Consider the following 25,810-nt stretch of genomic DNA (forward strand, 5'->3'; position numbering starts at 1 on the left):
TGACGAAGGCCTTGGTGATATTAACGATTCGCCCCTCTACCTGCCATCTTACTTTAATTCCTTGTCAAGGGCTTGCTGTCATCTTACATCTTAACCATGAGCCTTTTCGTGCCACCTATTCTGCCGCAGCCCCTGGCGAGTAATCCGGCCCAGGGACTGTCCCAGCAGAGCCAAGCTCCCAACGCAGCCCAGGCGGCTGCGGCGGTGACGGCTGTGCCGGTTGGCGGCCAGCAGACCCGCATGGCGGCGACCGCCTCGGGCAACAGCGGCGGCAGCGGCGCGGCCAAGGGCGAGAAGGGCAAAAAGGCGGATAACCAGGCCGCCGCCACCGAAGCCAAGACCGACACGCGTCCGCGCGGCCTGGGCCGCAAGGCCGATCTCAGCGTCTGACCTTCTGAAATCTTCCGGCTAAATCTCCAGCTAAATCTTTTGGGCTCTGAAACTGCTGCAGCGATGCGGCGTTGTCCTCGTGTGCCTGCGCCGCAACGGCGCGCGTCAGTTCCGTGCGAGGCCGCCATGAATCCGATGCAGTATCCGCGTTTCGCCCGTCCCGGCCTCAATCCCGATATGAGTCGCGCGACGGCCTCCTTGCATCATGCGCGCGGCAGTCTCGCCACCGTGGAACGCGGTGCGCGGCTGTATTTCGCACAGGATGTGCAGCCGCTGGTGCTGCAGGCCTGCCGGGCGCATGGCATCGGCTTCGATCTCTTCGCCGCCCGCTTCAACCTGCCGCGCAGTGCGCTGGTGCTGGTGCTGAAAGGTCATGATCCGGTGTCGCGCCAGGCCCAGCGCGCCATCGAGGATTTCGTGCTGCGGGGCCTGAGCCTCAGCGCCGGCATCACGCCCTGGCAGCAGGCCGCCGCCGCCACGGCCCAGGATCGCTTGTAGGCGTCATTTCCGATTTTCCATCACGTATTTGTCCCGCGCTGGTCACCGCGCGTGGGCCGGCCGGCGGAAACTTCCGCGGCCATTCTGCTGTTTGGCTTGCAGCGATGCGACCCGGAGATGCCCGTGCCCCCGGAAATGATCCAGACTCCCGCGCAGCAGGCCGATGACGATTTCCTGCTCGATGACGGCCTGCCCTGCCTGCGCCGCGACGGCCGGCTGTATTACCTGAACGACGTGCAGCCGCGCGTGCTGGAGGCCTGCCGCCAGTTCGAGATCAGCTTCGACCAGCTGGCCGAAAAGCTGGGCATGACGCGGCCTGTGCTGCTGCTGATCCTGAAAGGCTACGATCCGGTGACGCCGGTGCTGAAAGGCATGATCGACCGGCTGCTGGCGCAGGCCGGCCTGCTGTCGCCGCTGCATGCCGAGGGCGCGTCGATGTCTGAATCGATCCGCGGCGTCACGACGGAACCGCCGCCGGTGGTCACCATCATTGAATCCGTACCGGTGCCCGAACCGCCGGCAGTGGACGAGGATGACGAGGACGAAGCGATCACCGTGACGGCCGAAGCCATGGGCGAAACGCTGGTGCCCCAGCCGCTGACACCTGGCCGTCCCGCCGCCTCGGTGCCGCCGGGCTCTGCAGCGATGGTGCCGCCGGTGGTGTTCGCGCCCGGCCTGCCGGACTTCACGCCGGGTCTGCGTCGTGCGCCGCGCCGGCGGCGGGGCCGATTGGGAGCGTGATTACACTCCGTTGTGGGTGGAGGCGTCGACGCGACACAAGATAAGCTTTGAGAGCATTTGTGCAGCATGACGCCGGCTGCATCGGCACAATCTCAGCGCAGCCTGGCAACAGATTTTGTTAACCAAAGCCCTGCACTCTCCCTCGCGTGACAACCGATTCGACACGCGATTCATTTGAGGGGGATAAGGATATGCCGGCTCGTATTCGGCACCTGCGCACCATTCTGGCGTCCATCAACGAACAGCTGCAGCAGGATGCACTCCGCCCCGAAGCCCGCGCTTATCTCGAGCGCACCGCCGATGCCTGCCGTACGGCGATCCGGGATCTCGCGCTCAAACTCTGATCAGAAGAAACGCTAGATTCTCGCCGGCTGCTGCAACAGCCGGCGCAGCAACCCTGCATTCACCAGCAGGCCGAACAGGATCAGCGCGGCGCCGCCGAGCTTCATCGTGGACGGCATCTCGTCCAGCACGGCCCAGGCGCTGAGCAGGCCGAACACCGGCACCAGCAAGGTGAATGGCGCCACCAGCGACGCATTATGCTGCCGCAGCAGCAGGCTCCAGCCGGCGAAGGCAGCGGTGGTCGACAGCAGGCCGATATAGAGCACGGCCAGCAGCCCGCGCAGCTCGAGGCTGGCGAAGGCAGCGGCGATTGTGTCGGGCCCTTCGAAAATCCACGACAGGCCGAACATCGGCAGCGGCGGCACGGCGCTGACCCAGATCATGAAGGCAAGCGGATTCGGTGCAGCGGCCCGCCGCGTCATGATATTGGCGAGGCCCCAGCAGGCGGCAGCCGCGATCAGGGTCAGGAAAGCGATCAGCCCGCCAGAGAATGTACTTGTGCCGTCCATGTCGCCGGCGATCACGACAAGTCCGCCGGCGGCAATCGACAATCCAAACCACTGCATCCGGCGCGGCCGTTCGCCCAGCAGCACTGCTGCGAACGCCACGCTGAACAACGCCTGCGCCTGCATCACCACGGACGCGAGCCCGGCCGGCATGCCCCAGGCCATGGCAAGGAACAGCAGGCTGAATTTCGTCACGCCCAGCACCAGCCCGACGCCGATCACCCAGCGCCATGGAACGCCCGGCGTACGGAAGACCAGCAGGAAGGGCAGGCTGGCGACGACGAAACGCAGGCCATTGAACAGCAGCGGCGGGAAGGCATCGAGCCCGAGCCGGATCACGACGAAATTGAAGCCCCAGATCGCAGCGATCAGGACGGCGAGGGCGATATGCGGAACCGGCATCGAAGGCTCTGGCGCGAAACTCTGCGGGGGGAAGCAGTTTTTGTACGATTGGGGCGGAAAATGCCTGCCGCCGGCTGAACAGGCCAGCGGAATATTGTCGGGATACATTCACGCCGTCATGCGCGGTCAGCCACTTACCTGTAAGGTCAGATTGTCGGGTGGCAATTTGCTGCTCGACAGGCCGGCATCAGCGCGGCAATCACAGGCCTCCTTATCTGTCTGCAGATGGACTGCTTCGATGAATCAGCAAAGCCCGACCTCGAATTTTCTGCCGTCGCAGCGCGCGCTGTTCGATATCCCCGAGGATGTCGCCTATCTCAACAGCGCCTATATGGGGCCGATGCCGAAAGCGGCGGTTGAGGCCGGCGAACGCGGCATGCGCGCCAAGCTCAACCCCTGGACGATTGCACCGGCCGACTTTTTCACGGAATCGGAAGCCGTGCGTGGCCTGTTTGCCAAACTGGTCAATGCCACGGCCGACGATGTCGCGCTGGTGCCGAGCGTGTCCTACGGCATGGCGGTGGCGGCCAATATCCTGCCGCTGAAAAAAGGCCAGACGGTCATCACGCTGGCCGAGCAGTTCCCGTCCAATGTCTATCCCTGGATCGAGAAGGCAAAGGCTGTCGGCGCCACTTTCGTCAACATCCCGCGTCCCGGTGACGATGACTGGACCGCGCTGGTGTTGCAGCGCATCGATTCAAATACAGGAATCGTGGCCCTGCCGCATTGCCACTGGACCGATGGCGGCCTGCTCGATCTCGTCGCCATCGGCGCGGCCTGTCGCAAGGTCGGCGCCGCACTCTGCATCGATGCCACGCAGTCGATGGGCGTGATGCCCTTCGACGTGCAGGCGATCCAACCGGATTTCCTCGTCTCGGGCGGCTACAAGTGGCTGCTCGGGCCTTACACCTACGGCTATATGTATGTGGCGAAGCCGTGGCAGGACGGCATGCCGATCGAGCAGAACTGGATCGCGCGCAGGGACTCGGAAAACTTCGCCGGCCTCGTCGATTACAAGAGCGACTACCAGCCCGGCGCGCGGCGCTTCGATGTCGGCGAGCGCAGCAATTTCGCGCTGGCGCCGGCCGCACATGCCGCGCTCGACTATCTGCTCACGCTCGGCACCGCGCGCATCTACGCGACGCTCAAACACCGCAACGATGCGATTGCCGAACGCGCGCGTGCTGAACTCGGACTTGATACCGTGCGCGCCGACCGCCGCGCCGGGCATTATCTGGGCTTACGTTTTGGTGGCGCCGTGCCGGCTGATCTGCCAATGAGGCTGGCGGCGGAAAAGATTTTCGTCAGCGTGCGCGGCAGGGCGATGCGCGTCACGCCGCATGTCTACAACACCGATGCCGATATCGAGAAGCTGTTCAGGGTGCTGAAGTCGGTGCTGTAGCTTTCTTGCCGTCTCGGGCTTCATTGTAACCTTTGTCATCCCCGGGCTTGTCCCGGGGATCCACGCCTTCCTTTTCTGCGTCGGTAAAGACGTGGATGGCCGGGACAAGCCCGGCCATGACAGTTAAGAGGGAGTGCGGCCGCCCTCTTCGCGAACGTCTTGTCGCCCGCTACGGCACCGGATACCAGAATTCCTCCGCCACGCGCGACGCGACCGGGCCGCTGCCGCGGCCGTTGCCGTCGAGGAAGGTGGTGATGCCGGCGACCCAGCGCAGGCGGCCCGCTTCGTCGGTCATCGGCATGGCCACCCGTTCCATCGGGATGGCCACGCTCCAGTGCGGCGTCAGGCTGAAAGCCTTCTGGTAATAGATCGCCGGCTTGCCCAGGATGTTATGCGACAGGGCGTTTATCAGCGGCACCATATTGGGCGGGTAGACCTCTTCCATCGCCTTGCCCTTCGGGCTGGAGCCATACCAGTCGACCAGGTTCTGACCGACGAGATGGAAATACAGCCGGCCGTCGTCGCGCCATTCCACGATCCAGATATCGGGCAGCGCCGCAGGAAACTGCAGCGGATCCAGCGCGCGGTAGCGGGGAATGCGATGGCCGGCCGCTGCATGGAGGTCGAGCCAGTGCTGCACCATCAGGCGATGGCTGGGCAGGGTGACATCGTCGAGCAAAGTGTCCAGCGGGCGCTGCGTGGATTGTGAAATCGTCATCGCGTCGGATGAAACGCTTTTACGAGCGGGCTGGTTCATTGCGAGCCTGTGGCCTGGGCGGGCACATCCGTGACCGGGATGCGGTACTGGCGCTGGAAATCGATGATGACGGAGTCCTGCGCGCGGTCGGGCTCGTGCCGCGAATGCACGGTGGCGCTGATGATATGCCTGGCGCGACCGCTGGCATCCGCCAGCGGCAGGCTGAGGCGCTGCAGCGCCACGGAGTAATTCCACTGCGGCAGCATGCCGCTCATGCCGTGCAGGATGGCGGCCGGCGGTCGCAGTACGGCATGCGCCATGCCGATCAGTCTTTCGCGCGTCGGCGAGGGGAGCAGATCGGTCAGCAACTTGCCGCGCACCTCGCCGCCGTAGAAATCGTTGACATGGCCGCCGGCGAGGCGGAAACGGAACACGTTGCCGCCGTCGTGATTGAGGATGCAGATATCGGGCAGATGGCGGCCGAGGCTGAGCGGGTCGATGGCGGTCACGCGCGGCAGCGCGCCACCGCCGGCGGCATGCAGCTCGAGCCAGTGCGCCGCCAGCGCCCGGTGCGAGTCCAGCGTCAGGGCATCCATCAGGCCGGCAAAGTCGTATTGCATGACCGCCCGCCCCTCCGGATGGCTGTGATCATGTCAACTCTGGGGTGAATCCGGCAGCAGGGATAATTGAAAATTGATAACCCGCCGGCTTCCGTCTCGCTGCGGCAATTCTTACGGAATCGGATACCAGTATTCGCGTTCAGGCGCGGGTTCGCCGGCATCGCGGTTGAAGATCGAATTGCCGAGGATATGCACGATTCTGCCGCCGGCCTTGTCGCGCAGCGGGAAGGTCAGGCGCTCAAAGGCGCGTGGCATATGTGCGCCATCCGGCACGTTGGTATGCACGCGCTGGAATCCGGCCTGCGGCCGTTCCAGCACCCGGCGCGACTGCTGCTCCAGCACCGGCACCACATGGGCCGGGAACAGATCCTGGTAAAACAGGCCCTTCGTGTTGCGGCCGTACCAGGCCTGCAGCGTCTCGCCCATCAGGCGGAAGCAGAAGCGGCCGTCGTCTGTCAGGTCGACGATCCAGGCATCGGGCAGCGCGCGATGGAAATGCAGCGGATCGATCTCGGCCAGTGACGGCACCGTGCCGGCCGTGGCGTATAGCTCAAGCCAGTGCCCGGCCACGGCACGATGTCCGGGCAGATCGAGATCGGCGAGCAGGGTGTCGAGCGGGCGGTCCATGGCGGGCAGGGAAGCGGCGGGGAACGGCGAAAAAAAGTCCGCGCAGCATAACCACGCGGACCGGCGGTTCAATCCTCCCCGCGGGCGAGTCGCCGCAGGGCAGCCATGCAGAAAGCCAGACTGTGTCCGGCGTCACGTCATTCAGTCAGCGGTGGCGGGCGCAGATTCGTCAGCGTGAATTTCCGCTTCCGCCACCGGATACCATTGCTCGCTTTGTATGTCGCTGCGGATCATGCCATCGCCATGGCCGTCGCGGGTCTTGTAGACGGTGACACCGAACAGGCGCCGGATGCGGCCGTCCGTGTCGGCCAGCGGCAACGCGATTCGTTCGGCCGGCACCGGCGACAGGCGATTGCGCGTCGTGCTGAGCGTATGCTGATGGCAGATGGCCGGACGGTCGATGACCTGGCGCACCATGGCGGTCACCACCGGCAGGACGGTCTGCGTATAGACCTCCTCGAAGGTCAGGCCCTTCGGGTTACTGCCATGCCAGTCGATCATGTTCTGGCCCAGCAGGTGAAAGCGGAAAATCCCGTCATCGTCCTGATCGACAATCCAGACATCGGGCAGCGCCGCGGAGAATTGCAGGGGATCGAGGCTGGACAATGCCGGCACCCGGTTGCCGGCCGCGCCGTAAAGCGCCAGCCAGTGCTGGGCCACGGCGCGGTGACCGGGCAGGGTGAGGGTTTCCAGCAGGCTGGCTAACGGACGGGTCACCGGCTCAGTATATCGACGGCGCGTGGTGTTGCACCGAAATAGCGCAGCCACATAGGCGAAGACTGGTCCGTCCGGGCCGAATGGCGTATGTCATGCCGGGCCAGACCAGAGGTTTTCCCCATGAACATTGCCAGCAACAGCAGCGCCCCGAACCGCCTGGTGATCCGCCAGCCCGACGACTGGCATGTGCATCTGCGCGACGGCGATGTGATGGCCGCCGTGCTGCCGCATACCGCCGCGCAGTTCGCCCGCGCCATCGTGATGCCGAACCTGAAGCCGCCGGTGACCAGGGCTGCCGACGCCGAAGCCTATCGCCAGCGCATTCTCGCCGCCCTGCCCAAGGGCGCGCGGTTCGAGCCGCTGATGACCGCCTATCTGACCGATGCCACCGATCCAGCCGATCTTGCCGATGGCTTCAAACGCAAGGTCTGGGTGGCGGCGAAACTCTATCCGGCCGGTGCCACCACCAACTCCCAGCATGGCGTCACCGACATCGCGCGGATCGCCGGCGTGCTGGCGATGATGGAAAAGATCGGCATGCCGCTGCTACTGCATGGCGAGGTGACCGACCACAGCGTCGATATCTTCGACCGCGAAACCGTATTCCTCGACCGCATTCTGGGCAGGCTGCTGAAGGACTTTCCCGGCCTGAAAGTGGTGCTGGAACATATCACCACGGCGGAAGCCGCCGATTTCGTGCGCGCGCATGCGGCGCAGCTGGGTGCGACGATCACGCCGCATCACCTGATGATCAACCGCAGTTCGATCTTCGAGGGCGGCGTGCGGCCGCATCTCTACTGCCTGCCGATCGCCAAGCGCGAGCATCATCGGCTGGCACTGCGCAAGGCGGCGACATCCGGTGACGCCTGCTTTTTCCTCGGCACCGATACGGCGCCGCATTTCGTGCATCTGAAGGAAGCCGCCTGCGGCTGCGCCGGCATCTTCAACGCGCCGACCGCGATGCAGTCCTATGCGCAGGTGTTTGCCGAGGAGAATGCACTCGACAGGCTGGAGGCCTTCGCCTCACTGAACGGCCCGCGCTTCTATGGTCTGCCGGTCAACGAGATGCGCATTGCGCTGGAGCGCCGCGGTACGGCAGTGCCCGACAGCGTGGCAGTCGGGCAGGACAGCATCCTGGTCTTTGCCACCGAGGCGGCGAAACAGTGGACGGTCGGCGAGGTCGTGCCGGCCTGATCCAGCAAGTCTTAAGCGATAAAAAAGCGCCGCTGTCAGCGGCGCTTTTTCGTTGCGGATTTCTTCGCCGCCTTCTTTTTCACAATGGCTTTCTTCTTCGCGACGACTTTCTTCTTCGCAGCAGATTTTTTCTTCGTCGCGGTTTTTTTCGCTGCTTTCTTCCGGGCCGGCGCGGCCTTCTTTTTTGCCGGCGCCGCAGCTTTCTTCTTCGCAGCCTTTTTCTTCACGGTCTTCTTTTTGGCGGGCTGTTTCGGCGCCGGCTCCACCACATGCGGGCGGCTGGCATTCAGCATCAGCAGCGCCATGTCATCGACTTCCACCGACAGGCGACCCAGCGTGGCGCCGCCGGCATGCAGCAGGCAATGCACACCCAGATCGCTCACCGCCTTCACCGTCGCCGGCACGGCCTTGTGTTCGCCGGCCAGCTTCAGCTTGATGCGCCCGCCGAGCGGGATATCGAGACGCGGCGCAAACAGGCAGCCTTCGAGCGACAGGTTGGTCACCATGCCGTCGACGGGCATATCATTGTAAATCAGCTGGGCGACGATATGGGTATCGCGGCGGTCGAATCTGCGGCGGTTCGCGCCATCTTTATCGCTACTGGTTTTCTCGTTTTTTTCTTTAGCGGACGCCATCGACACATTCCCCTGTTGAATAGCCAACACTACTTGCTGCTCCGGATTCTGAAAAGCCCGATTAAGGTTATAGGAGTCTGACAAAGCCATGGCGGCCAAGGGTTGGTTTCTTTAAAGTGAAGCCTCGAACCGTCATCCCCGTAATCCACCAAGAGTCGAAATCATCGCCATGTCCGCGCGGATACCGCCGGAGCCCGTTCGCTGGGCCTTGTCGCGCCATAACGCCTATCTGAACAGCCGGCCGGGCGGCGTCCGCCTGCAATGCCGCGGCGACGACTTTTCCGATCTGAAGCTGGATAGCGCCACCTTCGACGATGCCATCCTGCCGGGCTGCAGCTTCGCCAGTTCCTCGCTGCAGGACGCCCGCTTCCTGCGCGCCGACCTGTTCGGCAGCGACTTCACCCGCGCCGACCTGACCGGCACCACCTTCGAACGCGCCGATCTGCGCGGCACCAATTTCCTGATGGCGGTGCTGAAAAAGACCTCCTTCCGGCAGGCCGATCTGCGCCCGGGCCAGATCGTGCAGCATGTGAAGGATGGTGACGGCAACGCGAAGGAGAAGAAGCAGGACGTGCCGGTCAATATGTCCGGCGCCAACCTGGAAGAGGCCAATCTGGGCCATGCGCATCTGGACAAGGCCAACATGTCCAACGCCAGCGCGCTGAATGCGACCTTCGTTGGCGCCTCGCTGTTTGCCGCCAATCTGACCGGCGCCGATCTGTCGGGCGCGGATTTCTCTGGCGCCAAGCTGAAGGACACCACCTTTGTCGGCGCCAATCTGGAAGGCGCCAAGCTGGCCGGCTGCGACCTGCGCGGCGCCAACCTGCGCAGCGTCGACCTCACCAGCGTCGACCTCAGCGGCGCGATGATGGCGGGCGCGATCTATCGCGGCGCCCAGCTGCCGCCCGAGATCGAGGGCAAGCTGCTGCTGCACGGCAAGTGGATCGCCTCGAACGGCCTGAGCGGCGAACGCGCCGTCTTCACCGGCATGAAGCTGCCCGGCATCGACTTCTCCAGCTGCGACCTGCGCGCCGCGGTGTTCCACGACACCAACCTGGCCGGCGCCTATTTCACCAAGAGCCAACTGCTGTTCACCAGCTTCGTCGGCTCGGATATCCGCAAGGCGAATTTCGACCAGGCCAGCCTGGGCGGCGCCAATTTCTCCGGCGCGATCCTGCTGGGCGCGGCCTTCCGCGGCGCCCAGCTGGTCGGCGTCGAAATCTTCAATGCGCTCAACCAGCGCACCGGCAAGACGATCTTTCCGCGCTTCGACAATGCCGATCTGACCGGCGTCGATCTGCGCGGCGCGGTGGTCGAAGGCGTGGATTTCGCCAGCACAACTTTCGATAAGGTGAATATCGCCGGCACCGAACTGCGCAACTGCACCGGCATGCGTTCCGGGCATCGGCATAAGTGATTGAAAATCAGATGTAATATTGCATTAGTAAGAATTGGCAACAATTTCACTTAGGAGTTGCGCCACTTCTTAACAGACATTAGCGTTTTGTAACTACCCGGTTGCCGGGTTTTCGCTGATCTTCAACGCTAATGGCCGATCGCAATCTACCATCGCACGAAGTGCAGGTTGTCCTGTCCCGCCACGCCGCCTTCCTGGCCGGGCGGCCGGGTGGCACGCGCCTGCAGTCGCCCGGCGTGCATTACGAGAATCTGAAACTCGACGGCGCCAAGCTCGACGATGCGATCCTGTCGCGCGCCGGCTTCGGCAACGCTTCGCTGGCCAATGCCGAATTGCGGCGCGCCGATCTGTTCTGCGCCGACTTCCAGGATGCCGACCTCACCCGCGTGGTGCTGGATCGCGCCGATCTGCGCGGCGCCAATCTGGGCCGTGCCATCCTGCGCAACGCCTCGCTCAGCCAGGTCGATCTGCGGCCCGGCCAGATCATGATCGCCGAGACCAGCGAGAGCAAACAGGTCAATGCGAGTCTCGATGGCGCCAAGCTCGATGGCGCCGATTTCAAGAATGCCCAGCTCGACGAGGCCAATATGTCGGTCTCCTCCGCCACCGGTGCGAATTTCGGCGGCGCCAGCATGTTTGCCGTCAATCTCGCCGGCGCCGATCTCAGCGGCGCCAACCTGACCGGCACCAAGCTGAAGGATGCCAACCTGATCGGCGTCAATCTCGAAGGCGCCAAGCTGAAGGGCGTCGACCTGCGCGGTGCCAACCTGCGCAATGTTGATCTCTCCAAGGTTAATCTCGAGGGCGTGTCCCTGCAGGGTGCGATCTATCGCAAGGGCGATCAGCTGCCGCAGGCGATCGAGACCGCGCTGCAGGAACACAGCGTGTGGATCGCCACCAATGGCGCGCAGGGCAAGCGCGCCGTGCTCAGCGGGCTCAAGCTCGATGGCTGCAATTTCACCGGCTGCGACCTGCGCGGCGCGGAACTGCACGGTGCCTCGCTGGAGGGCGCCGATTTCTCGAATGCGCAGATGATGTTCGCCAGCTTCGTCGAGGCCAATCTGAACAAGGCCAATTTCGACATGGCCGATCTCAGCGGCGCGAATTTCATGCGGGCTCATCTGGCGGGCAGCCGCTGGCGCGGCGCCAAGGTGGCCGGTGTCGAACTTTACAATGTGCACAACCAGCGCACCGGCAAGGTGATCTACCCGCGGTTCGAGCAGGCTGACCTGTCCAGCGCCGACATGCGCGGCGTGGCCCTTGAAGGTATCGACTTCACCCAGGCCAAGATGGTCGGGGTCAACCTGCAGGGCTCCGACCTGCGCGAATGCCTCGGAATCAAGCGCTGAGCGGGCAAATGCCCTTGAAGCGCGAATGATCTGGTGCGTTAATCCATTTCCAAGCAAAACCTGAGACCGCTTTTCCCTTGACGATCCGGCATGCCTGAACTCCGTTTTCCCCCGCAGCAGCTGACTGTTGCCCTCTCCCGCCATGCCGCCTGGGCCGGCGGCCGCAGCGAAGGCGAGCGCCTGCAGCGCCGCGGCGAGGATCTGTCTTTCTTCCGCTTCGACAATGCGAAACTGAACGATGCCGTGCTGGCGCGCTGCCTGCTCAGCGGTTGCTCGCTGGTAAAGGCCGAACTGCGTCGCGCCGACCTGTTCGCGGTCGATTTCATGCATGCCGATCTGTCGGGCGCGATCCTGGACCGTGCCGACCTGCGCGGCGCCAACATGATGAAGACCGTGCTGCGCGGCGCCTCGCTGAACCAGGCTGACCTGCGGCCGGGCCAGATCGTGGTCGAAGGCGGCGGCACCAAGTCGCAGACCGCCAATCTCTCGGAAGCCAAACTGGATGGCGCCGATCTGCGTTCGGCCCAGCTTGATGAAGCCAATATGGCGGTGTCGTCCGCCACGGGCGCGAATTTCGCCAATGCCAGCCTGTTCGCGGTGAACCTCGCCGGCGCCGATCTCTCGGGCGCCAATCTCACCTCGGCCCGCCTGCGCGACGTCAACCTGATCGGCGCCCGTATGGAAGGCGCGCTGCTGCAGGGTGCCGATCTGCGCGGTGCCAATCTGCGCAACGTCGATCTGTCGAAAGTCAATCTGAAGGGCGTCGATCTTTCGGCCGCCACCTATCGCAAGGCCGCCAATCTGCCGACCGAGATCGAGGTGATCCTGCACGCCCACAGCCGCTGGATCGCCACCGGCGGCGCTGAAGGCGCGCGTGCCATCCTGAACGGCAAGAAGCTGCTCGGCTGCGACTTCTCCAGCTGCGACCTGCGCGGTGCCGAGCTGCATGGCTGCGACCTCAAGGGCGCCGACTTCTCGAATGCGCAGCTGCTGTTCGCCAGCTTCCTTGGTGCCGACATGCACAAGGCGAATTTCGACCAGGCCGATCTCGGCGGCGTCAACTTCACCAGCGCCAATATGGCCGAGGCGACATTCCGCGGCGCCAAGCTGGTCGGTGCGCCGCTGTTCAGCGCCAGCCAGCAGGCCACCGGCCGCACGCTCTATCCGATCATGGTCGATACCGACCTGACCGGCGCCGATCTGCGCGGCGCGGTACTCGATCATATCGATCTCAGCAAGGCCAAACTCGGCCGTGCCAATTTCTCCGGCGCCGATCTGCGCAACTGCATCGGCATCACAGGCGCCGCCTGACATCCTGCGATCCTGAAACAACAGGAACCGGCTTGCGCCGGCTCCTATTGTTTTGCAGCGAAGCAAAGAGGAGCGGTTACTCCGCTGCTGCGGCCGGCTGCAGTTTAAGACCCACCAGACCAAGGCGTTGGGCCACGCCGGCGCCATAGGCCGCATCGGCCTTGGTGAAATGCGCGATCTGGCGGCGCTGGATGAATTCCGGCACCGGCTTCATCGCACCGGCGATCGCATCCATTAGGCGAGCCTGCGCGGCGGCATCCATCAGTCGGAACAGCGCGCCGGCCTGGCCGTAATCGTCATTGCCGTCGCGATGATTGTAACGGTCGGCATCGCCGCTGATTTTCAGCGGCGGTTCGGCGGCGGAAGCCGACTGCACCGGACCGCCGAAGCTGTTCGGCTCGTAATTCGGACGTGAGGCGCCGTTGCCATCCACCCGCATCCGCCCGTCGCGCTGGTAGTTGTGATACGGGCATTTCGGCTGGTTGACCGGGATCTGCGCATGGTTGCCGCCCAGGCGATAGCGCTGCGCATCGGCATAGGCGAACAGCCGCGCCTGCAGCATCTTGTCCGGCGAGGCACCGATACCCGGCACCAGGTTGCCCGGCGCAAAGGCCGCCTGCTCGATTTCGGCGAAATAGTTGTCGGGGTTGCGGTTCAGCTCGATCACGCCGACCTCGATCAGCGGATAATCGGCATGCGGCCACACCTTGGTCAGGTCGAAAGGATTGTAGGGCGTCCTTTCTGCCTCCAGTTCCGGCATGATCTGCACCGACATGGTCCACTTCGGATAGTCGCCGCGTTCGATCGCATCGTAGAGATCGGCCTGCGCGCTTTCGCGATCCACGCCGATGATCTGCTCCGACTCGGCCGCGGTGATGCTCTTCACGCCCTGATGGCTGTGGAAATGGAACTTGACCCAGAAGCTTTCATTCTGCGCGTTGATGAAGCTCAGCGTATGGCTGCCATAACCGTTCACATGGCGATAGCTCAGCGGCAGGCCGCGGTCGCCGAACAGATAGGTGATCTGGTGCAGGCTTTCCGGGCTTAGCGACCAGAAGTCCCACATCGCCACCGGATTGCGCAGGTTACTGCGCGGATCGCGTTTCTGCGTATGGATGAAGTCGGGGAATTTCAGCGGGTCGCGCACGAAGAAAACCGGCGTGTTGTTGCCGACCAGGTCGAAATTGCCGTCCTCGCTGTAGAACTTCAAAGCGAAGCCGCGCACGTCGCGTTCGGCATCCGCCGCGCCGCGTTCGCCGGCCACGGTGGAAAAGCGCAGCAGCAGGTCGGTCTGCGTGCCCGGTTTGAACAGCGCGGCCTTGGTGTAGCGCGTGATGTCCTGGGTCACCGTCAGCCGGCCATAGGCGCCCGAGCCCTTGGCATGCACCACGCGTTCGGGGATGCGCTCGCGGTTGAAGGCGGCCAGCTTCTCGATCAGATGCACGTCCTGCAGCAGCAGCGGCCCGCGCGCACCGGCGCTCAGCGAGTTCTGGTTGTCGACGACGGGGGCACCGCCTGCCGTGGTCAGGATGGTCGGGGCGGTCGTGGGCGTGTTGGTCATGGCAGCTCTCCTCAGAATGGCCTGCAAAAAAGGCTAGCCGGATCACGTCAACAGAGGAAATTGATTATTTTGTATAAAATGATCGTTTTTTCCGATCACGTGGTTCTTACGTCTGGTGCAGCGGTTTTGCGGCATAGTGGAGGCGGACTCGGCGGAAGGCGGGAGAAACCATGCGCTTTGCCGAAAAAATCGACGAGCAGGATCTGCGGCATCTGTATTTCTACTGGCTGTCGAAAAAGACCAGCCGGTTCCCGCCGCCGCGCGCGGTGGTCGAACCGGGCGAAATCCGTTTCCTGCTGCCGTCGCTGTTCATCATCGAAGTCGATCACGACGAGGAACGCTTCCGCTATCGCCTCGCCGGCGCCGATGTCGAGGCGCTGGTGCAGGCGCGGCTGCATGGCCTGTGGCTGGATGAAGCGCTGCGCTCGCCGCTGCGCGAATTCTTCGACGAGGCCTTCTGCACGGCCGCCTTCGACCGCAAGGTGCAGTATCGCCGCAACACGCTGCATCTCACCGGACGGCCGTATATCCGCTATTCGCGCATACTTCTGCCGCTGTCGAATACCGGCGAACGCATCGATCATCTGCTCGGCTGCATCAAGCTCGATGGCGAGATCGCGGCGCGCAATCCCAGCCTGGTCGAACAGCACGAGATCACGATCAGCGATGTCGCGACCTTCGAACTCGATGCCTATGAAATGCCGGAAGAGATCAGGCGCCTGAGCGGCGGCGGCCAGCCGACGCAATAAGCGGCGGTGGCGCAGGCAGCAGCCGGGACGGGCCCGGCCGGCAGCGTCACATTTCGACCTTGCCCCAGTTGATCTGGTGCAGCGGTACGTCTTTCAGTTTTTCAACGTAGGGCTTGGCGCCGATGAAGATCGGGGCAAGGCTTACCCCCTTGGCCACCAGCACGACTTCATCCTTCTGCAGCCGCTGCTTGAAGGCCGCCATGGAGCGCTGGGCCATTTCTGGCGTGGCGACTCCGGCCTCCGAAACCATGATCAAGGTGACGACTTTGCCGTCGATCTTATAATTCACAAACGGGTACTGCTGCCCCATTGCCCCATTCTCCCCACGCCGACCCCTGCGTGTAGCGTTAACCAAACAGTATTCGATATGCTGGAAAAAAACTAACGAATTCTAACCATTAGGCGGATTACTAAGTCGGCTTGCATTGAAAACTGTGACGCTCGCCGCAGGGTGGAGAGTTTCCAGAACACGTGATCTCGCCTTTCGACAGATGCGCTCATACTTGTGTCCAATCGATCCCGACGGCACTGCGATTGCCATATCGGGAGACTGGAGACAGGGCATGACGAAAAACACCTTCGCTGTTTCGCTTCTTTCCGCCATTGCTTCGGTCGCACTGTTCGCGGCAGGGCCGGCGCAGGCCGGCAGTCGCGTGATACAGCCCGGTGCTACGGCGCAGATCGATGTCGCCGAGCGCGGCGGCTATACGACCGCCGTCATCGTCAACAGCAGTAGCGCTGCCGGCAGCCTGCAGTTGCCGGCGGGCGGTCGCAGCACGACCGTCCCGGCCAATGGCAGGACGGAACTTTACGATCGCTACGGCAACGGTCCGGTCGGCAATTCCTATATCGCCGTAACCAATACCGGCAGCGTGCCGCTGCAGGTGATCACGCGCTACGCCGTGCGCGTGCAGCTGCCCTGATCCGGGTCCGTCAGCTTCCGTCCGCAGAGCGCGGATCGGGCAGCGGCTGGAAGGTTTCAGTCTCCAGCCGCAGGTAGAGGCCGTCCCTGAAGCCGCCGCTGCGGCTGAGTTCTGTGATCGAACGCGGTCGCACCGGCATCGCGGTGGGCCAGACCTGCACGCTGAAAATCTGCGCCGGCTGGTCGGTCATGCCATGGCTCAGCGGCAGCATCAGCCGGCGCGTCATCGCAAAGCCTTCGGTATCCCAGCGGAACACGCTTTCCGAATAGATCGGCGCGCGATCCCGAAAGGCGGCGTCATAGATATGTGTCATGTAATCGCGATAGCTGCCCTGCATGATGTCGTGCAGGGTCTTGCCAGTGAAATCCATGCCGTAGCGCTCGACATGCGCAGAGCCGACCAGGCGATAGCGCCAGATACCGGCTCCGGCCGGCTCGGTGATCAGCAGGTTGGGCCAGATCGCCGGCGGCAGATCCAGCGGGTCGATCTCGCTGCGATCGGGCATGCGGCGGCTCTGCCGTTTGCGCGTCCAGTAATCCGCGACCGCCTCCAGAGCGGGTTCGTCGGAAAAGGGCGTTGTATAGATCATGAGCCAAGTCTATCGCCGCAAGGACGGCTTGTCCGCAAATCCTGCGCGTCAGGGGCGAGAAACGGCCCTGTCCGACTTCGGCAGCGCAGCAAACAAACCGAGCAGGAACCAGAAGCTGCGCTGATAGAAGAAGTCATGCACGGCGGCACCGGCGGCGATGCAGATCATCGCAATCAGCAGACCGACGGCCCAGCCGGCTGCATCCGGATGCCTGATATGGCGATGGGCGTAGACCATCAGCGCCGCGAAGGTACCTCCAACTACTGCTAGGCCTACCAGCCCGGTCTCTGCCAGCAGCCAGACCGGCACCGAATGGATCACCAGTGGACCGCCGGTGAGGCTGAGATAGTGGTGCATATAGGCGCCAAGGCCATTACCGAAGATAGGACGTTCCAGCCACATCGCCCAGCCGTCGGTGATGCTGGTCCAGCGTTCAAGATCGCCGGACTGACGCTCCAGATTGACCTGCAGCAGATCGGTGAGAATGGAGATATAGTTTGAGTCGCCCAACAGCCCCCGCACGGTGAAAAGTTCCATGATAAACCGAAGCAGGAGGCCATAAAGGAGATGAAGCTGCGTGCTTGCTAGCAAGGCGGCGATCGACCACAGCGCGGCCGGCAGCAGGCTGCGCCGTCGTACCCCGGCTGGGAAGATCATCATCGCTGCCAACATGATGAAAAACATGCCAAGGCCTGCACGCGAATGGCAGAAATAGATCGCGATGGCGATGATGCTGAGGGTCAGCGGCAGCAGATAGTTGCGCCGGCCGTAAAGTCCGAGATGGCGCGCGGCAATCGCCGCCGCTCCGGTCACGATCAGCTGCACGGCGAAGGCATTGGTATTGCCGGCATAGCCCTTGAGCGGCAGAGAGAAGATATCGACGTGAAATCTGAAACCGCTGAGCACCATGAACATCAGGACGATCTGCAAAACAGCGATCGTCGTGCCGGTGGCCACAAAAGCCGACAGGATGATCCGCCGGTATCGCTCGGTCGTCATCGCAACCGCAATGCCGGTGGTGGCGTAACCGAGAATGATCAGCCAGCCGAGGCCGCGGTTGAGAAATGCCCAGCTGGTCCAGCCGAAACGCAGATAGCCGTGGGCCAGCGATGCGGCAAGCACCAGCGACACGGCCGCCAGCCCAATCAGCAGCACCCTTGGCAGTGGCAGCGTATGCCGGTGGGTCCACAGGAAGTAGGGCGCAAGTCCCAGACTGGTCAGCGCGATCAGATCGGCGATGTTGGCGGTCAGTTCGCCGCTGCTGGTAGGAACGCGCAGCTGGAAGAACAGCAGCAGTGTGCACAACAATGCGCCGCCAATGACGCCGAGATTGCTCCAGTCGACGCTCGGCGCAGGCGCAGTGACGAGTGGCTTCTGGGCGGTATATTTCTTGCGGTGCCGCATCATGATCGTGGTGCTGATGACAGCAAATGCGACCACGAGCAGGAGATACAGCAGGCCGATGGCGACGGCGCTGGCAACCGCGGCGGATTCATCAACACCGACGGCGCCCAGCGCCTGTGCGGCACTCAGTTCACGAATACCCCAGCCGGAAAAGCTGATCGGCAGGCTGGAGGTGAACATCACCACGATCAGGGCAGCGATGACGGTGCCGTCGATACGGACAATGCCTAACCCCCACAGCAGCGTTATGTAGGCGGCCAACATGCAGCTATGTGCCAGCAGCGTGATCGCCACGCTGGGCCACTGCCGCAGGACGGTGTTCAGGCCGCCGGAAATGCCATTCAGCATGCCGGCCGGGCGCAGTACCGTAACGGCCACTACGATGGCGGCGACCAGCATGGTGACAAGCAGCGACAGCAGCGACAGGCCCGCCGGCAGCAGGTCGAAATGAATGTTGACGAAGAGATACCACAGGCTGGCAAGGCTGAGCAGGAACAGTATGGCAGCAGCCTGGATGCGCTCCCAATAGGTCGCGATCACCGAGGCGCTGAACGGCACGCCATCGGCGGCGAGCGCGGCGGCACGACTGAGGCTCTGGCCGATGATATTCAGGAAGATCTGGTTCGAGACCTGGCCGATCGAATGGGCGAAGAACAGGCTGCGCCAGCTGGGATGAAAGCCCAGGCCGCCTAGTACCGAGCGGAAGCGCACCAGTGAGAGCAGCGAATTGGCCAGCACCAGCACGGCGGCCATGGCGATGCTCGTCCATTGGATCGAGCCCAGGGTGTCGATAACCGTATCAATGCCAACGAAATACAGGGTCGCAACAAGCGATCCGAGCGAGATCAGCGCAAGAAAGGCGAGACGAAGGCCACGGGCCATTGCGAATGGTCGAATCTGAAGGAGACGCGCGCTATCTGTCGATGACGCCTGAGGTCATGGTCATGCCACGCTGTCCGTGTACGGGCAAGTTGTCCATAAGACGCGGCTGGAAAAAGATTCGCGGGCAGATGGTGCTGCTGGACAGGATTGAACTGTCGACCTCCTCATTACCAATGAGGTGCTCTACCACTGAGCTACAGCAGCCCGGCAGGCCCGGCTTTTAATCCGAACGAATTAATGCGGGCCTAAAACGACAAACCGGCCCTCGGACCCTGAAAGTCCGGCCGGCGTCGGGCGCGGAAACTGCCACAGCCGGCCGGCGCGCGCAAGCACGACATCGCAGCTTTCCGCCCGGTTTTGCGAAATCGGGGATTTGTCTGTCTTTCCCGGCAGTTGAGCCCGGATTCCGCCGCTCGCCCGCCGCATATTACGATTGACGGCCACAGGGCTGCTGACTATCGCTGGCGGCGCTGCAAGGATGGCAGGACAGGAATGGCAGACAGCGACAATTCGGCTCCCGAAACACCGGTCTCGGCCCAGCGCCGCCGCACGGCGAAAGCGCGTGCCGAGCGCGAGACCCGGCTGGCCGCGAACCTGCGCGCCAATATCGCCCGCCGCAAACAGCAGGCCCGCGACCGGAGCGCCAGCGGTGCTGATGAACCCGACGACCCCGCCGCTTGACGGGCCAGCGCGGCCCGCTTAAGCCCGAACGACCGTATTTCCGCCACCGAAAGGGCACCGCTGCATGTCCGTCATGTCCGATATCTGGATTCGCGAAATGGCGAAGACGCAGGGCATGATCGAGCCCTTCGTCGAGGCGCAGAAGCGCGAGGGCACGATCTCCTACGGCCTGTCCTCCTATGGCTATGACGCCCGCGTGGCGCGCGAATTCAAGATCTTCACCAATGTCGACAGCGCGGTGGTCGACCCGAAGGAATTCTCGCCGGCCTCTTTCGTCGACCGCGACACCGATGTCTGCGTCATTCCGCCCAATTCCTTTGCGCTGGCGCGTACGGTGGAATATTTCCGCATTCCACGCGATGTGCTGGTGATCTGCCTGGGGAAAAGCACCTATGCGCGCTGCGGCATCATCGTCAATGTGACGCCGCTGGAGCCGGAATGGGAAGGCCATGTGACGCTGGAATTCTCCAACACCACGCCGTTGCCGGCGAAGATTTATGCGAATGAAGGCGCCTGCCAGTTCCTCTTCCTCAAGGGCGATCAGCCCTGCGAGGTGAGCTATGCCGACCGCGCCGGCAAATATATGGGCCAGCGCGGCGTCACGCTGCCGAAGTTATAGGGCCGAAGCTGTAATGCCTGCACCTGCTGCGCGATACTGGCGCAGCAGGGCGACAAACCAGCCGATGAAATAGCCGGCGCTGGCGCCCGAGACTGCGATATCGGCCTGCAGCAGCATTGCCTTCTGCGCCGTCAGAATGGCGGCCGTCACGATCAGCGCATAATGCGCGAAGAAGATGATCAGGTTGCGCGCCAGCGGCCAGCCGCTCGCCGGCAGTTCGACTTCGCGCCGTGTGCGATCGACGCCGAGCAGTTGCGGGCCGGTCGCCAGGCCGAGTGTCGCACCGAGAATCAGCCCGCCGAGCCAGAGCGCTGCGATGATCCCGGCCTCGAACGGTCGCGCCGCCAGGCCCGACAGGCCCCAGATGACGAAGACGACCGGCACGATGGCGACGCGACGCAGAGCCATGCGGCGACTCTTCAGCCCCAGGCTGCCGAGCCAGATCAGCAGCGCGAGCAGGGCCCAGACCCAGAGCGGGGTGTTGGCGAGGATGCCGGTGGCGTAGCCGAGAAAGGTGGTCATGCGGGCCTCTGGTTTAAGTATCGGCAAACTGGCCGGCGTCGTCGTCGCCGGCAACCGCATTTCCGCCGCATTGTGATGGCGTTTACGCATCCGGCTGCAGATGCCGCGCTGCAACCGCGCACTGGCGATTCGGCCCCCGTTGCGCTAGACAAGCGGTGCCCTAATTTATCTCTGACCGGCAATTTCGGCCGGTAGTTCTTTGGAATCAATGCGTTATGGATAGAATTCGGTTGCGCGGCGGCAAGCCGCTGGAAGGCAGCATCGGCATCGGCGGCGCCAAGAACGCGGCGCTGCCGCTGATGGCGGCCAGCCTGCTGAGCGAGGAGACGCTGACGCTCTCCAACGTGCCGCATCTGGCCGATATCGCCACCATGGCGCATCTGCTGCAGCAGCATGGCGTCGACATCTCGATGGATGGCGGCAACGGTACGCCCGAGGGCCGCACCATGCACCTCAACGGCGGCAGGATCACCTCGATGCTGGCGCCCTACGACATCGTGCGCAAAATGCGCGCGAGCGTGCTGGTGCTTGGGCCCTTGCTGGCGCGGTTCGGCGAGGCGGAGGTGTCCTTGCCAGGCGGCTGTGCGATTGGTACGCGGCCGGTCGATCTGCATATCATGGGTCTCAAGGCGCTCGGCGCCGAGATCAATGTCGAGAACGGCTATATCAAGGCCAAGGCGAAGAAGGGCCTGAAGGGCGCGACCATCCGCTTCCCGCAGGTCAGTGTCGGTGCCACCGAGAACCTGCTGATGGCGGCCGCGCTGGCCGACGGCACCACGGTGCTGGAGAATGCCGCACGCGAGCCCGAGATCACCGACCTCGTGCAATGCCTTGTCGCCATGGGCGCGATGATCGACGGCGTCGGCAGCGAGCATCTCACCGTGCATGGCAAGCCGTCCTTGCGCGGCGCGACGCATAAGATCGTGCCGGACCGTATCGAAATTGGCACGTACCTCGCCGCTGTCGCCATCTGCGGCGGCAAGGTCGAACTGACCGGCGCGCGGCTCGACCTGATCGAGGCGGTGGCGGAGAAGCTGGTCGAAGCCGGCTGCCTGATCGAGCAGACCACGCGCGGCATCTCGATCGCGCGCAACGGGTCGCGCCTGAAAGGCGTCGATTTCCTCACCGCGCCCTATCCGGGTTTCCCGACCGACATGCAGGCGCAGATGATGTCGCTGATGGCGGTGGCGGAAGGCGCCTCGATGATCACCGAGACGATCTTCGAGAACCGTTTCATGCATGTGCCGGAACTGGCGCGCATGGGCGCGAATATCGTGGTGCATGGCTCGTCGGCGCTGGTGCGCGGCGTGCCCAAGCTGACCGGCGCGCCGGTGATGGCGACCGATCTGCGCGCGTCTGTGTCTCTCGTTCTTGCCGGTCTCGCTGCCGAAGGCGAAACCGTCGTCAACCGCGTCTATCATCTCGATCGCGGCTACGAGCGGCTGGAAGACAAGCTGTCAGCCTGCGGCGCGGATATCGAAAGACTGAAGGACTGAGATGCAGGAAGACCGCCGCAAGACGCCGCGTTTTCCGCCTCTGCGTTTGCGCGCAGAAGACGCGGAGGACGTGACCGTGCTGGCGGCCTGCCTGCAGGATGCGACCTTGCGCGCCGGCGATATGACCTGGCAGCCGCAGCAGCGCCGCTTTGTCATGGTGCTGAACCGCTTCCGCTGGGAAGACGAGAACCGCGTCGATGCGCGCGGCAAGCTGGTCCGCGCTCTGCCGCATGTGCGCGTCGCTGCCGGCCTGCATTTCGACGGCGTGCTGAAAGTGCAATCGAACGGCATCGACCGCGAGGATGCGACGCCGCTCGAACTGCTCTCCATTGTGGCCGAACCGCATGGCGAAGCGCCGGCGGCTCTACTCACCCTTGTATTTGCCGGCGGCGGTGCCGTCCGGCTCGAAGTCGAATGCGTGGACGCACAGATGCAGGATCTGGGAACTCCCTATCCGGTGCGTCGCGCGCCCAAGCATAAGGAAGTGTCATGAGCGTGTCCGATTCGAACAAACTGGTGATGGCTCTGCCCAAGGGGCGTATCCTGAAAGAGGTCATGCCGCTGCTGCTCGCCGCCGGCATCGAACCCGAGAAGGACTTCTCCAACGAGGACAGCCGCAAGCTGCGCTTCGCCACCAGCCAGCCCGATATTGAGCTGATCCGCGTGCGCAGCTTCGATGTCGCCACCTTCGTGGCCTTCGGCGCGGCGCAGCTCGGCGTCGCCGGTAATGATGTGCTGATGGAATTCGACTTCCCGGAAATCTACGCGCCGCTCGATCTCGATATTGGGCATTGCAGATTGTCAGTCGCCGAGCCGGCCTCGCTCTCTGCCTCTGACGATCCGAAGCGCTGGAGCCATGTGCGTGTCGCCACCAAATATCCGCATGTGACGCAGAACTACTTTGCCGCGCGCGGGGTGCAGGCGGAATGCATCAAGCTGAACGGCGCGATGGAACTGGCGCCGACGCTCGGCTTGTGCCGCCGCATCGTCGATCTGGTCTCGACCGGCGCTACGCTCAAGGCCAACGGTCTGGTCGAAGTGGAAGTGATCGCGCAGGTCACCTCGCGCCTGGTGGTGAATCGCGCAGCCCTGAAGACCCGTCCGATCCAGGTCGGCGGCTGGCTGGAGAAGTTCACAGCGGCCGTGGAAGCTGCGAATGCCGCCAAACCCAAGAAGGCGGCCGGCTGATGCCCGTTTCGCTGAATGCGTCCGACAGGGATTTCACCGTACGCTTCAACGCCATGGTGAAGGCCAAACGCGATGCCGAGGCCGATGTCTCGGCTGTGGTAGCAGGGATCATCGCCGATGTGCGCAAGCGCGGCGACGCGGCACTGCATGAGCTGAACGCGAAATTCGACCAGGTCGATTCCGCCAAACTCGGCCTGCGCATCTCGCAGTCCGAGATCGACACAGCGGCTGCGCAGGTCGATGCCGCGACGCTGCAGGCGCTCGAAACCGCCGCCGCGCGTATCCGCGATTTCCACGCGCGCCAAAAGCCGTCAGATGATTTCTACACCGATGCGCAGGGTGTGCAGCTCGGCCATCGCTGGACTGCGCTGGATGCCGTAGGTCTTTACGTGCCCGGCGGCAAGGCCGCCTATCCGTCGTCGGTGCTGATGAACGCCATTCCGGCCGTGGTGGCCGGCGTGCGCCGCGTCGTCGTCACGCTGCCGACGCCGGGCGGCGAACTCAACCCGCTGGTGATGGCGGCACTGAAACTCGCCGGCGTGACGGAAGTCTATCGCATCGGCGGCGCGCAGGCGGTAGCCGCCCTGGCCTATGGCACCGAAAGCATTCCTGCGGTCGACAAGATCACCGGCCCGGGCAACAGCTTCGTCGTCACCGCGAAACGCTTGGTCTTCGGCCAGGTCGGCATCGACAATCCGGCGGGTCCGTCCGAAATCCTCGTCGTGGCGGATAGCAAGAACGATCCGGCCTGGATCGCCGCCGATCTGCTCAGCCAGGCCGAGCATGACGAAGTGGCGCAGTCGGTACTGATCACCGATGACGCCGCTTTTGCCGAAAAGGTCGGCGCCGCCGTGCGCCAGCAGCTTTCGACCATGTCGCGCAGCAGTATCGCCATGCCATCCTGGGAGAAGTTCGGCGCGCTGATCACCGTGAAGCAGCTGTCCGATGCAGCGCCGCTGGTGGATGCCATCGCGCCCGAGCATCTGGAGCTTGCCATCGACGATCCACAGATGCTGGCCAACAAGGTGCGCCATGCCGGCGCGATCTTCCTCGGCCGTCACACGCCGGAAGCCATCGGCGACTATGTTGCCGGTCCGAACCATGTTCTGCCCACGGCAGGCGCCGCGCGTTTCGCCTCGGGGCTGAACCTGCTCGATTTCATGAAGCGTACCACGCTGGTGCAGTGCGACGCGGATTCGCTGCAGAAGATTGGCCCAGCCGCCGTGGTGCTGGCCAATGCCGAAGGCCTGCAGGGTCATGCATTGTCGGTCAGTATCCGTCTCCCCAAAGGAGCCGTATGACCGACAAGACGCCGCCGGACTGCCACCGTCTCGTCGAAGTACAGCTCGACGAGCGTACGGTGGTGCGCCGCTCGGCCGATATCGAGCATGAACTGAAGGTCGCGATCTTCGACCTGATCGAGCAGAACACTTTCTCGCCGGTCGGTGCGACCGAGACACAGGGACCGTTCCAGCTATCGCTCGGCATTGCCGACAACCGGCTGGTCTTCGACATCAGCGACGAGACAGCAGCACCGCTCGGCAAGATCATCCTGGCGCTGTCGCCCTTCCGCAGGATCGTGAAGGACTATTTCGAGATCTGCGACAGCTACTACCAGGCGATCAAGCGCTCCTCGCCGTCGCAGATCGAAACCATCGACATGGCGCGGCGCGGCATTCACAACGAAGGCTCGGAACTGCTGCGCGAGCGGCTGAAGGGCAAGATCGAATGTGATTTCGACACCGCGCGCCGCCTGTTCACCGTCATCTGCGTCCTGCATATCCGGTAAGCCCGCATGGACGCTCGGCTTCCCGGCAGCGTGCTGTTCTGTTGCACCATGAACAGTGTCCGGTCCCCGATGGCTGAGGGCATCCTCAAGGCGCTCTATCCGAAACAGGTCTTTGTCGACTCGGCCGGCGTGCGGAAAGAGAAAGTCGATCCGCTCGCCGTGGAGGTCATGGACGAGATCGGGCTGGATATCGGCAAACACCGCTCCAAGACCTTCGACGACTTGGAAGACTCAAGCTTCGACCTGATCATCTCGCTGTCGCCCGAGGCGCAGCACACCGCCGTCGACATGACCCGCACCATGGCCTGCGATGTCGAATTCTGGAACACCTTCGATCCCACCATCGTGGAGGGCACCCGCGAGCAGCGGCTGGCGGCCTATCGCACGGTGCGCGACGTCCTCAACAAGAAGATCCGCGAGCGTTTTACGAAACGTTAAGTACGCTTCGCCGCAAATCCGCCAAGATTTGTGTGCCATACTCCGCCCGACACTCACCGGAGTCTGATCCCATGACCCGTCGCCTCGCTTTCCCTGCCCTGGCCCTGCTGCTCTTCGCCGT

General features: G+C 63.5%; 30 protein-coding genes and 1 tRNA gene. 19 read left to right on the plus strand and 12 right to left on the minus strand.

Annotated elements, in window-relative coordinates; all coding sequences use genetic code 11:
- Positions 1 to 108: 108 nt before the first annotated feature.
- From CTR53_RS01925 to CTR53_RS01940, 4 genes are all read left to right on the plus strand, one after another.
- Entirely contained in the window at positions 109 to 390 is a 282-nt protein-coding gene (locus tag CTR53_RS01925; protein WP_290808946.1) for a hypothetical protein, read from the plus strand.
- Positions 391 to 516: 126 nt separating this feature from the next.
- Positions 517 to 888, plus strand: a complete 372-nt coding sequence (locus CTR53_RS01930) for a hypothetical protein (RefSeq protein WP_290808948.1) — start codon at positions 517 to 519, stop codon at positions 886 to 888.
- 123 nt (positions 889 to 1,011) lie between these two features.
- Positions 1,012 to 1,629, plus strand: coding sequence for a hypothetical protein (locus tag CTR53_RS01935; RefSeq protein WP_290808950.1), 618 nt, complete (start codon positions 1,012 to 1,014; stop codon positions 1,627 to 1,629).
- A gap of 191 nt (positions 1,630 to 1,820) precedes the next feature.
- The gene (locus CTR53_RS01940; RefSeq protein ID WP_290808952.1) at positions 1,821 to 1,973 is read left to right on the plus strand and encodes a hypothetical protein; all 153 of its coding nucleotides are present in this window, start codon (positions 1,821 to 1,823) and stop codon (positions 1,971 to 1,973) included.
- Positions 1,974 to 1,985: 12 nt separating this feature from the next.
- On the opposite strand, the gene CTR53_RS01945 is transcribed toward CTR53_RS01940, so the two are convergent.
- Positions 1,986 to 2,879 carry an EamA family transporter gene (locus CTR53_RS01945; RefSeq protein ID WP_290808954.1) on the minus strand — a complete coding sequence of 298 codons (894 nt, stop codon included), beginning with the start codon at positions 2,877 to 2,879 and terminating at the stop codon, positions 1,986 to 1,988.
- Positions 2,880 to 3,117: 238 nt separating this feature from the next.
- Between CTR53_RS01945 and CTR53_RS01950 the strand changes: the two genes are divergently transcribed.
- On the plus strand, positions 3,118 to 4,281 hold the full coding sequence (locus tag CTR53_RS01950; RefSeq protein ID WP_290808956.1) for an aminotransferase class V-fold PLP-dependent enzyme: 1,164 nt from the start codon (positions 3,118 to 3,120) through the stop codon (positions 4,279 to 4,281).
- Positions 4,282 to 4,450: 169 nt separating this feature from the next.
- On the opposite strand, the gene CTR53_RS01955 is transcribed toward CTR53_RS01950, so the two are convergent.
- The 4 genes from CTR53_RS01955 to CTR53_RS01970 form a co-directional block, all read right to left on the minus strand.
- Entirely contained in the window at positions 4,451 to 5,038 is a 588-nt protein-coding gene (locus tag CTR53_RS01955; protein WP_290808958.1) for a PAS domain-containing protein, read from the minus strand.
- Positions 5,035 to 5,598 (minus strand): PAS domain-containing protein, encoded by a 564-nt coding sequence (locus tag CTR53_RS01960; RefSeq protein ID WP_290808960.1) that lies wholly within the window; start codon positions 5,596 to 5,598, stop codon positions 5,035 to 5,037. Before CTR53_RS01960 ends, CTR53_RS01955 begins: the two co-directional genes overlap by 4 nt.
- A gap of 111 nt (positions 5,599 to 5,709) precedes the next feature.
- Positions 5,710 to 6,225, minus strand: a complete 516-nt coding sequence (locus CTR53_RS01965; protein ID WP_290808962.1) for a PAS domain-containing protein — start codon at positions 6,223 to 6,225, stop codon at positions 5,710 to 5,712.
- Positions 6,226 to 6,366: 141 nt separating this feature from the next.
- The gene (locus CTR53_RS01970) at positions 6,367 to 6,942 is read right to left on the minus strand and encodes a PAS domain-containing protein (RefSeq protein ID WP_290808964.1); all 576 of its coding nucleotides are present in this window, start codon (positions 6,940 to 6,942) and stop codon (positions 6,367 to 6,369) included.
- Between the two features lie 120 nt (positions 6,943 to 7,062).
- Between CTR53_RS01970 and pyrC the strand changes: the two genes are divergently transcribed.
- Positions 7,063 to 8,136 (plus strand): dihydroorotase, encoded by a 1,074-nt coding sequence (pyrC, locus tag CTR53_RS01975; protein ID WP_290808966.1) that lies wholly within the window; start codon positions 7,063 to 7,065, stop codon positions 8,134 to 8,136.
- A 35-nt stretch (positions 8,137 to 8,171) separates the two neighbouring features.
- Here the strand turns inward: pyrC and CTR53_RS01980 are convergent, their stop codons facing one another.
- Positions 8,172 to 8,861 (minus strand): PilZ domain-containing protein, encoded by a 690-nt coding sequence (locus CTR53_RS01980; RefSeq protein WP_290809210.1) that lies wholly within the window; start codon positions 8,859 to 8,861, stop codon positions 8,172 to 8,174.
- Between the two features lie 118 nt (positions 8,862 to 8,979).
- Between CTR53_RS01980 and CTR53_RS01985 the strand changes: the two genes are divergently transcribed.
- The 3 genes from CTR53_RS01985 (at position 8,980) to CTR53_RS01995 (ending at position 12,848) form a co-directional block, all read left to right on the plus strand.
- On the plus strand, positions 8,980 to 10,188 hold the full coding sequence (locus tag CTR53_RS01985) for a pentapeptide repeat-containing protein (protein ID WP_290808968.1): 1,209 nt from the start codon (positions 8,980 to 8,982) through the stop codon (positions 10,186 to 10,188).
- Positions 10,189 to 10,319: 131 nt separating this feature from the next.
- Positions 10,320 to 11,537: a pentapeptide repeat-containing protein gene (locus CTR53_RS01990; protein ID WP_290808970.1), complete on the plus strand. Its 1,218-nt coding sequence runs from the start codon at positions 10,320 to 10,322 to the stop codon at positions 11,535 to 11,537.
- A 90-nt stretch (positions 11,538 to 11,627) separates the two neighbouring features.
- Positions 11,628 to 12,848, plus strand: a complete 1,221-nt coding sequence (locus tag CTR53_RS01995) for a pentapeptide repeat-containing protein (RefSeq protein ID WP_290808972.1) — start codon at positions 11,628 to 11,630, stop codon at positions 12,846 to 12,848.
- A 76-nt stretch (positions 12,849 to 12,924) separates the two neighbouring features.
- On the opposite strand, the gene CTR53_RS02000 is transcribed toward CTR53_RS01995, so the two are convergent.
- Complete coding sequence (locus tag CTR53_RS02000) at positions 12,925 to 14,409, minus strand: catalase (RefSeq protein ID WP_290808974.1); 1,485 nt, start codon at positions 14,407 to 14,409, stop codon at positions 12,925 to 12,927.
- Between the two features lie 170 nt (positions 14,410 to 14,579).
- On the opposite strand from CTR53_RS02000, the gene CTR53_RS02005 reads away from it, so the two are divergent.
- Positions 14,580 to 15,158 carry a PAS domain-containing protein gene (locus tag CTR53_RS02005; protein WP_290808976.1) on the plus strand — a complete coding sequence of 193 codons (579 nt, stop codon included), beginning with the start codon at positions 14,580 to 14,582 and terminating at the stop codon, positions 15,156 to 15,158.
- Between the two features lie 46 nt (positions 15,159 to 15,204).
- On the opposite strand, the gene CTR53_RS02010 is transcribed toward CTR53_RS02005, so the two are convergent.
- A complete protein-coding gene (locus CTR53_RS02010) occupies positions 15,205 to 15,468 on the minus strand; it encodes a hypothetical protein (RefSeq protein ID WP_290808978.1) in 264 nt (87 codons plus the stop codon).
- Positions 15,469 to 15,721: 253 nt separating this feature from the next.
- On the opposite strand from CTR53_RS02010, the gene CTR53_RS02015 reads away from it, so the two are divergent.
- Entirely contained in the window at positions 15,722 to 16,081 is a 360-nt protein-coding gene (locus CTR53_RS02015) for a hypothetical protein (protein ID WP_290808980.1), read from the plus strand.
- Between the two features lie 10 nt (positions 16,082 to 16,091).
- Here the strand turns inward: CTR53_RS02015 and CTR53_RS02020 are convergent, their stop codons facing one another.
- The 3 genes from CTR53_RS02020 to CTR53_RS02030 all read right to left on the minus strand — a co-directional run bounded on the left by CTR53_RS02020 (position 16,092) and on the right by CTR53_RS02030 (position 19,160).
- Entirely contained in the window at positions 16,092 to 16,670 is a 579-nt protein-coding gene (locus CTR53_RS02020; protein ID WP_290808982.1) for a PAS domain-containing protein, read from the minus strand.
- A 48-nt stretch (positions 16,671 to 16,718) separates the two neighbouring features.
- Positions 16,719 to 18,956: a lysylphosphatidylglycerol synthase transmembrane domain-containing protein gene (locus tag CTR53_RS02025; RefSeq protein WP_290808984.1), complete on the minus strand. Its 2,238-nt coding sequence runs from the start codon at positions 18,954 to 18,956 to the stop codon at positions 16,719 to 16,721.
- A gap of 129 nt (positions 18,957 to 19,085) precedes the next feature.
- Positions 19,086 to 19,160, minus strand: a tRNA-Thr gene (locus CTR53_RS02030).
- Between the two features lie 288 nt (positions 19,161 to 19,448).
- Between CTR53_RS02030 and CTR53_RS02035 the strand changes: the two genes are divergently transcribed.
- Together CTR53_RS02035 and dcd are read left to right on the plus strand one after the other, a co-directional pair.
- Positions 19,449 to 19,637, plus strand: coding sequence for a hypothetical protein (locus CTR53_RS02035; protein WP_290808986.1), 189 nt, complete (start codon positions 19,449 to 19,451; stop codon positions 19,635 to 19,637).
- A gap of 64 nt (positions 19,638 to 19,701) precedes the next feature.
- Positions 19,702 to 20,256: a dCTP deaminase gene (gene dcd, locus CTR53_RS02040; protein ID WP_290808988.1), complete on the plus strand. Its 555-nt coding sequence runs from the start codon at positions 19,702 to 19,704 to the stop codon at positions 20,254 to 20,256.
- On the opposite strand, the gene CTR53_RS02045 is transcribed toward dcd, so the two are convergent.
- On the minus strand, positions 20,251 to 20,778 hold the full coding sequence (locus tag CTR53_RS02045; protein WP_290808990.1) for a DUF6622 family protein: 528 nt from the start codon (positions 20,776 to 20,778) through the stop codon (positions 20,251 to 20,253). The two genes, dcd and CTR53_RS02045, sit on opposite strands and share 6 nt — an antisense overlap.
- Before the next feature lie 215 nt (positions 20,779 to 20,993).
- On the opposite strand from CTR53_RS02045, the gene murA reads away from it, so the two are divergent.
- From murA to CTR53_RS02075, 6 genes are read left to right on the plus strand one after another with little or no spacing between them, the layout of a single operon-like run.
- Positions 20,994 to 22,274 carry a UDP-N-acetylglucosamine 1-carboxyvinyltransferase gene (murA, locus tag CTR53_RS02050; RefSeq protein WP_290808992.1) on the plus strand — a complete coding sequence of 427 codons (1,281 nt, stop codon included), beginning with the start codon at positions 20,994 to 20,996 and terminating at the stop codon, positions 22,272 to 22,274.
- Between the two features lies 1 nt (position 22,275).
- Complete coding sequence (locus CTR53_RS02055) at positions 22,276 to 22,767, plus strand: DUF2948 family protein (protein WP_290808994.1); 492 nt, start codon at positions 22,276 to 22,278, stop codon at positions 22,765 to 22,767.
- The gene (hisG, locus tag CTR53_RS02060; RefSeq protein WP_290808996.1) at positions 22,764 to 23,462 is read left to right on the plus strand and encodes an ATP phosphoribosyltransferase; all 699 of its coding nucleotides are present in this window, start codon (positions 22,764 to 22,766) and stop codon (positions 23,460 to 23,462) included. Before CTR53_RS02055 ends, hisG begins: the two co-directional genes overlap by 4 nt.
- Entirely contained in the window at positions 23,462 to 24,763 is a 1,302-nt protein-coding gene (hisD, locus tag CTR53_RS02065; RefSeq protein ID WP_290808998.1) for a histidinol dehydrogenase, read from the plus strand. The genes hisG and hisD overlap by 1 nt, the downstream gene beginning before the upstream one ends.
- On the plus strand, positions 24,760 to 25,251 hold the full coding sequence (locus CTR53_RS02070) for a UPF0262 family protein (RefSeq protein WP_290809000.1): 492 nt from the start codon (positions 24,760 to 24,762) through the stop codon (positions 25,249 to 25,251). The genes hisD and CTR53_RS02070 overlap by 4 nt, the downstream gene beginning before the upstream one ends.
- 6 nt (positions 25,252 to 25,257) lie before the next feature.
- The gene (locus tag CTR53_RS02075; protein ID WP_290809002.1) at positions 25,258 to 25,689 is read left to right on the plus strand and encodes an arsenate reductase ArsC; all 432 of its coding nucleotides are present in this window, start codon (positions 25,258 to 25,260) and stop codon (positions 25,687 to 25,689) included.
- Positions 25,690 to 25,810 lie beyond the last annotated feature (121 nt).

Source organism: Ferrovibrio sp. (assembly GCF_002796975.1).
Lineage (GTDB): Bacteria > Pseudomonadota > Alphaproteobacteria > Ferrovibrionales > Ferrovibrionaceae > Ferrovibrio.

What these genes read in the sequence shown, in the direction of transcription:
- CTR53_RS01930 (WP_290808948.1), top strand. Translation starts at nt 517, where the DNA reads ATGAATCCGATGCAGTATCCGCGTTTCGCCCGTCCCGGCCTCAATCCC.
- CTR53_RS01940 (WP_290808952.1), top strand. Translation starts at nt 1,821, where the DNA reads ATGCCGGCTCGTATTCGGCACCTGCGCACCATTCTGGCGTCCATCAAC.
- CTR53_RS01945 (WP_290808954.1), bottom strand. Translation starts at nt 2,879, where the DNA reads ATGCCGGTTCCGCATATCGCCCTCGCCGTCCTGATCGCTGCGATCTGG.
- CTR53_RS01950 (WP_290808956.1), top strand. Translation starts at nt 3,118, where the DNA reads ATGAATCAGCAAAGCCCGACCTCGAATTTTCTGCCGTCGCAGCGCGCG.
- CTR53_RS01955 (WP_290808958.1), bottom strand. Translation starts at nt 5,038, where the DNA reads ATGAACCAGCCCGCTCGTAAAAGCGTTTCATCCGACGCGATGACGATT.
- CTR53_RS01960 (WP_290808960.1), bottom strand. Translation starts at nt 5,598, where the DNA reads ATGCAATACGACTTTGCCGGCCTGATGGATGCCCTGACGCTGGACTCG.
- CTR53_RS01965 (WP_290808962.1), bottom strand. Translation starts at nt 6,225, where the DNA reads ATGGACCGCCCGCTCGACACCCTGCTCGCCGATCTCGATCTGCCCGGA.
- pyrC (WP_290808966.1), top strand. Translation starts at nt 7,063, where the DNA reads ATGAACATTGCCAGCAACAGCAGCGCCCCGAACCGCCTGGTGATCCGC.
- CTR53_RS01980 (WP_290809210.1), bottom strand. Translation starts at nt 8,861, where the DNA reads ATGGCTTTGTCAGACTCCTATAACCTTAATCGGGCTTTTCAGAATCCG.
- CTR53_RS01990 (WP_290808970.1), top strand. Translation starts at nt 10,320, where the DNA reads ATGGCCGATCGCAATCTACCATCGCACGAAGTGCAGGTTGTCCTGTCC.
- CTR53_RS01995 (WP_290808972.1), top strand. Translation starts at nt 11,628, where the DNA reads ATGCCTGAACTCCGTTTTCCCCCGCAGCAGCTGACTGTTGCCCTCTCC.
- CTR53_RS02000 (WP_290808974.1), bottom strand. Translation starts at nt 14,409, where the DNA reads ATGACCAACACGCCCACGACCGCCCCGACCATCCTGACCACGGCAGGC.
- CTR53_RS02005 (WP_290808976.1), top strand. Translation starts at nt 14,580, where the DNA reads ATGCGCTTTGCCGAAAAAATCGACGAGCAGGATCTGCGGCATCTGTAT.
- CTR53_RS02010 (WP_290808978.1), bottom strand. Translation starts at nt 15,468, where the DNA reads ATGGGGCAGCAGTACCCGTTTGTGAATTATAAGATCGACGGCAAAGTC.
- CTR53_RS02015 (WP_290808980.1), top strand. Translation starts at nt 15,722, where the DNA reads ATGACGAAAAACACCTTCGCTGTTTCGCTTCTTTCCGCCATTGCTTCG.
- CTR53_RS02020 (WP_290808982.1), bottom strand. Translation starts at nt 16,670, where the DNA reads ATGATCTATACAACGCCCTTTTCCGACGAACCCGCTCTGGAGGCGGTC.
- CTR53_RS02025 (WP_290808984.1), bottom strand. Translation starts at nt 18,956, where the DNA reads ATGGCCCGTGGCCTTCGTCTCGCCTTTCTTGCGCTGATCTCGCTCGGA.
- CTR53_RS02035 (WP_290808986.1), top strand. Translation starts at nt 19,449, where the DNA reads ATGGCAGACAGCGACAATTCGGCTCCCGAAACACCGGTCTCGGCCCAG.
- dcd (WP_290808988.1), top strand. Translation starts at nt 19,702, where the DNA reads ATGTCCGTCATGTCCGATATCTGGATTCGCGAAATGGCGAAGACGCAG.
- CTR53_RS02045 (WP_290808990.1), bottom strand. Translation starts at nt 20,778, where the DNA reads ATGACCACCTTTCTCGGCTACGCCACCGGCATCCTCGCCAACACCCCG.
- murA (WP_290808992.1), top strand. Translation starts at nt 20,994, where the DNA reads ATGGATAGAATTCGGTTGCGCGGCGGCAAGCCGCTGGAAGGCAGCATC.
- CTR53_RS02055 (WP_290808994.1), top strand. Translation starts at nt 22,276, where the DNA reads ATGCAGGAAGACCGCCGCAAGACGCCGCGTTTTCCGCCTCTGCGTTTG.
- hisG (WP_290808996.1), top strand. Translation starts at nt 22,764, where the DNA reads ATGAGCGTGTCCGATTCGAACAAACTGGTGATGGCTCTGCCCAAGGGG.
- hisD (WP_290808998.1), top strand. Translation starts at nt 23,462, where the DNA reads ATGCCCGTTTCGCTGAATGCGTCCGACAGGGATTTCACCGTACGCTTC.
- CTR53_RS02070 (WP_290809000.1), top strand. Translation starts at nt 24,760, where the DNA reads ATGACCGACAAGACGCCGCCGGACTGCCACCGTCTCGTCGAAGTACAG.
- CTR53_RS02075 (WP_290809002.1), top strand. Translation starts at nt 25,258, where the DNA reads ATGGACGCTCGGCTTCCCGGCAGCGTGCTGTTCTGTTGCACCATGAAC.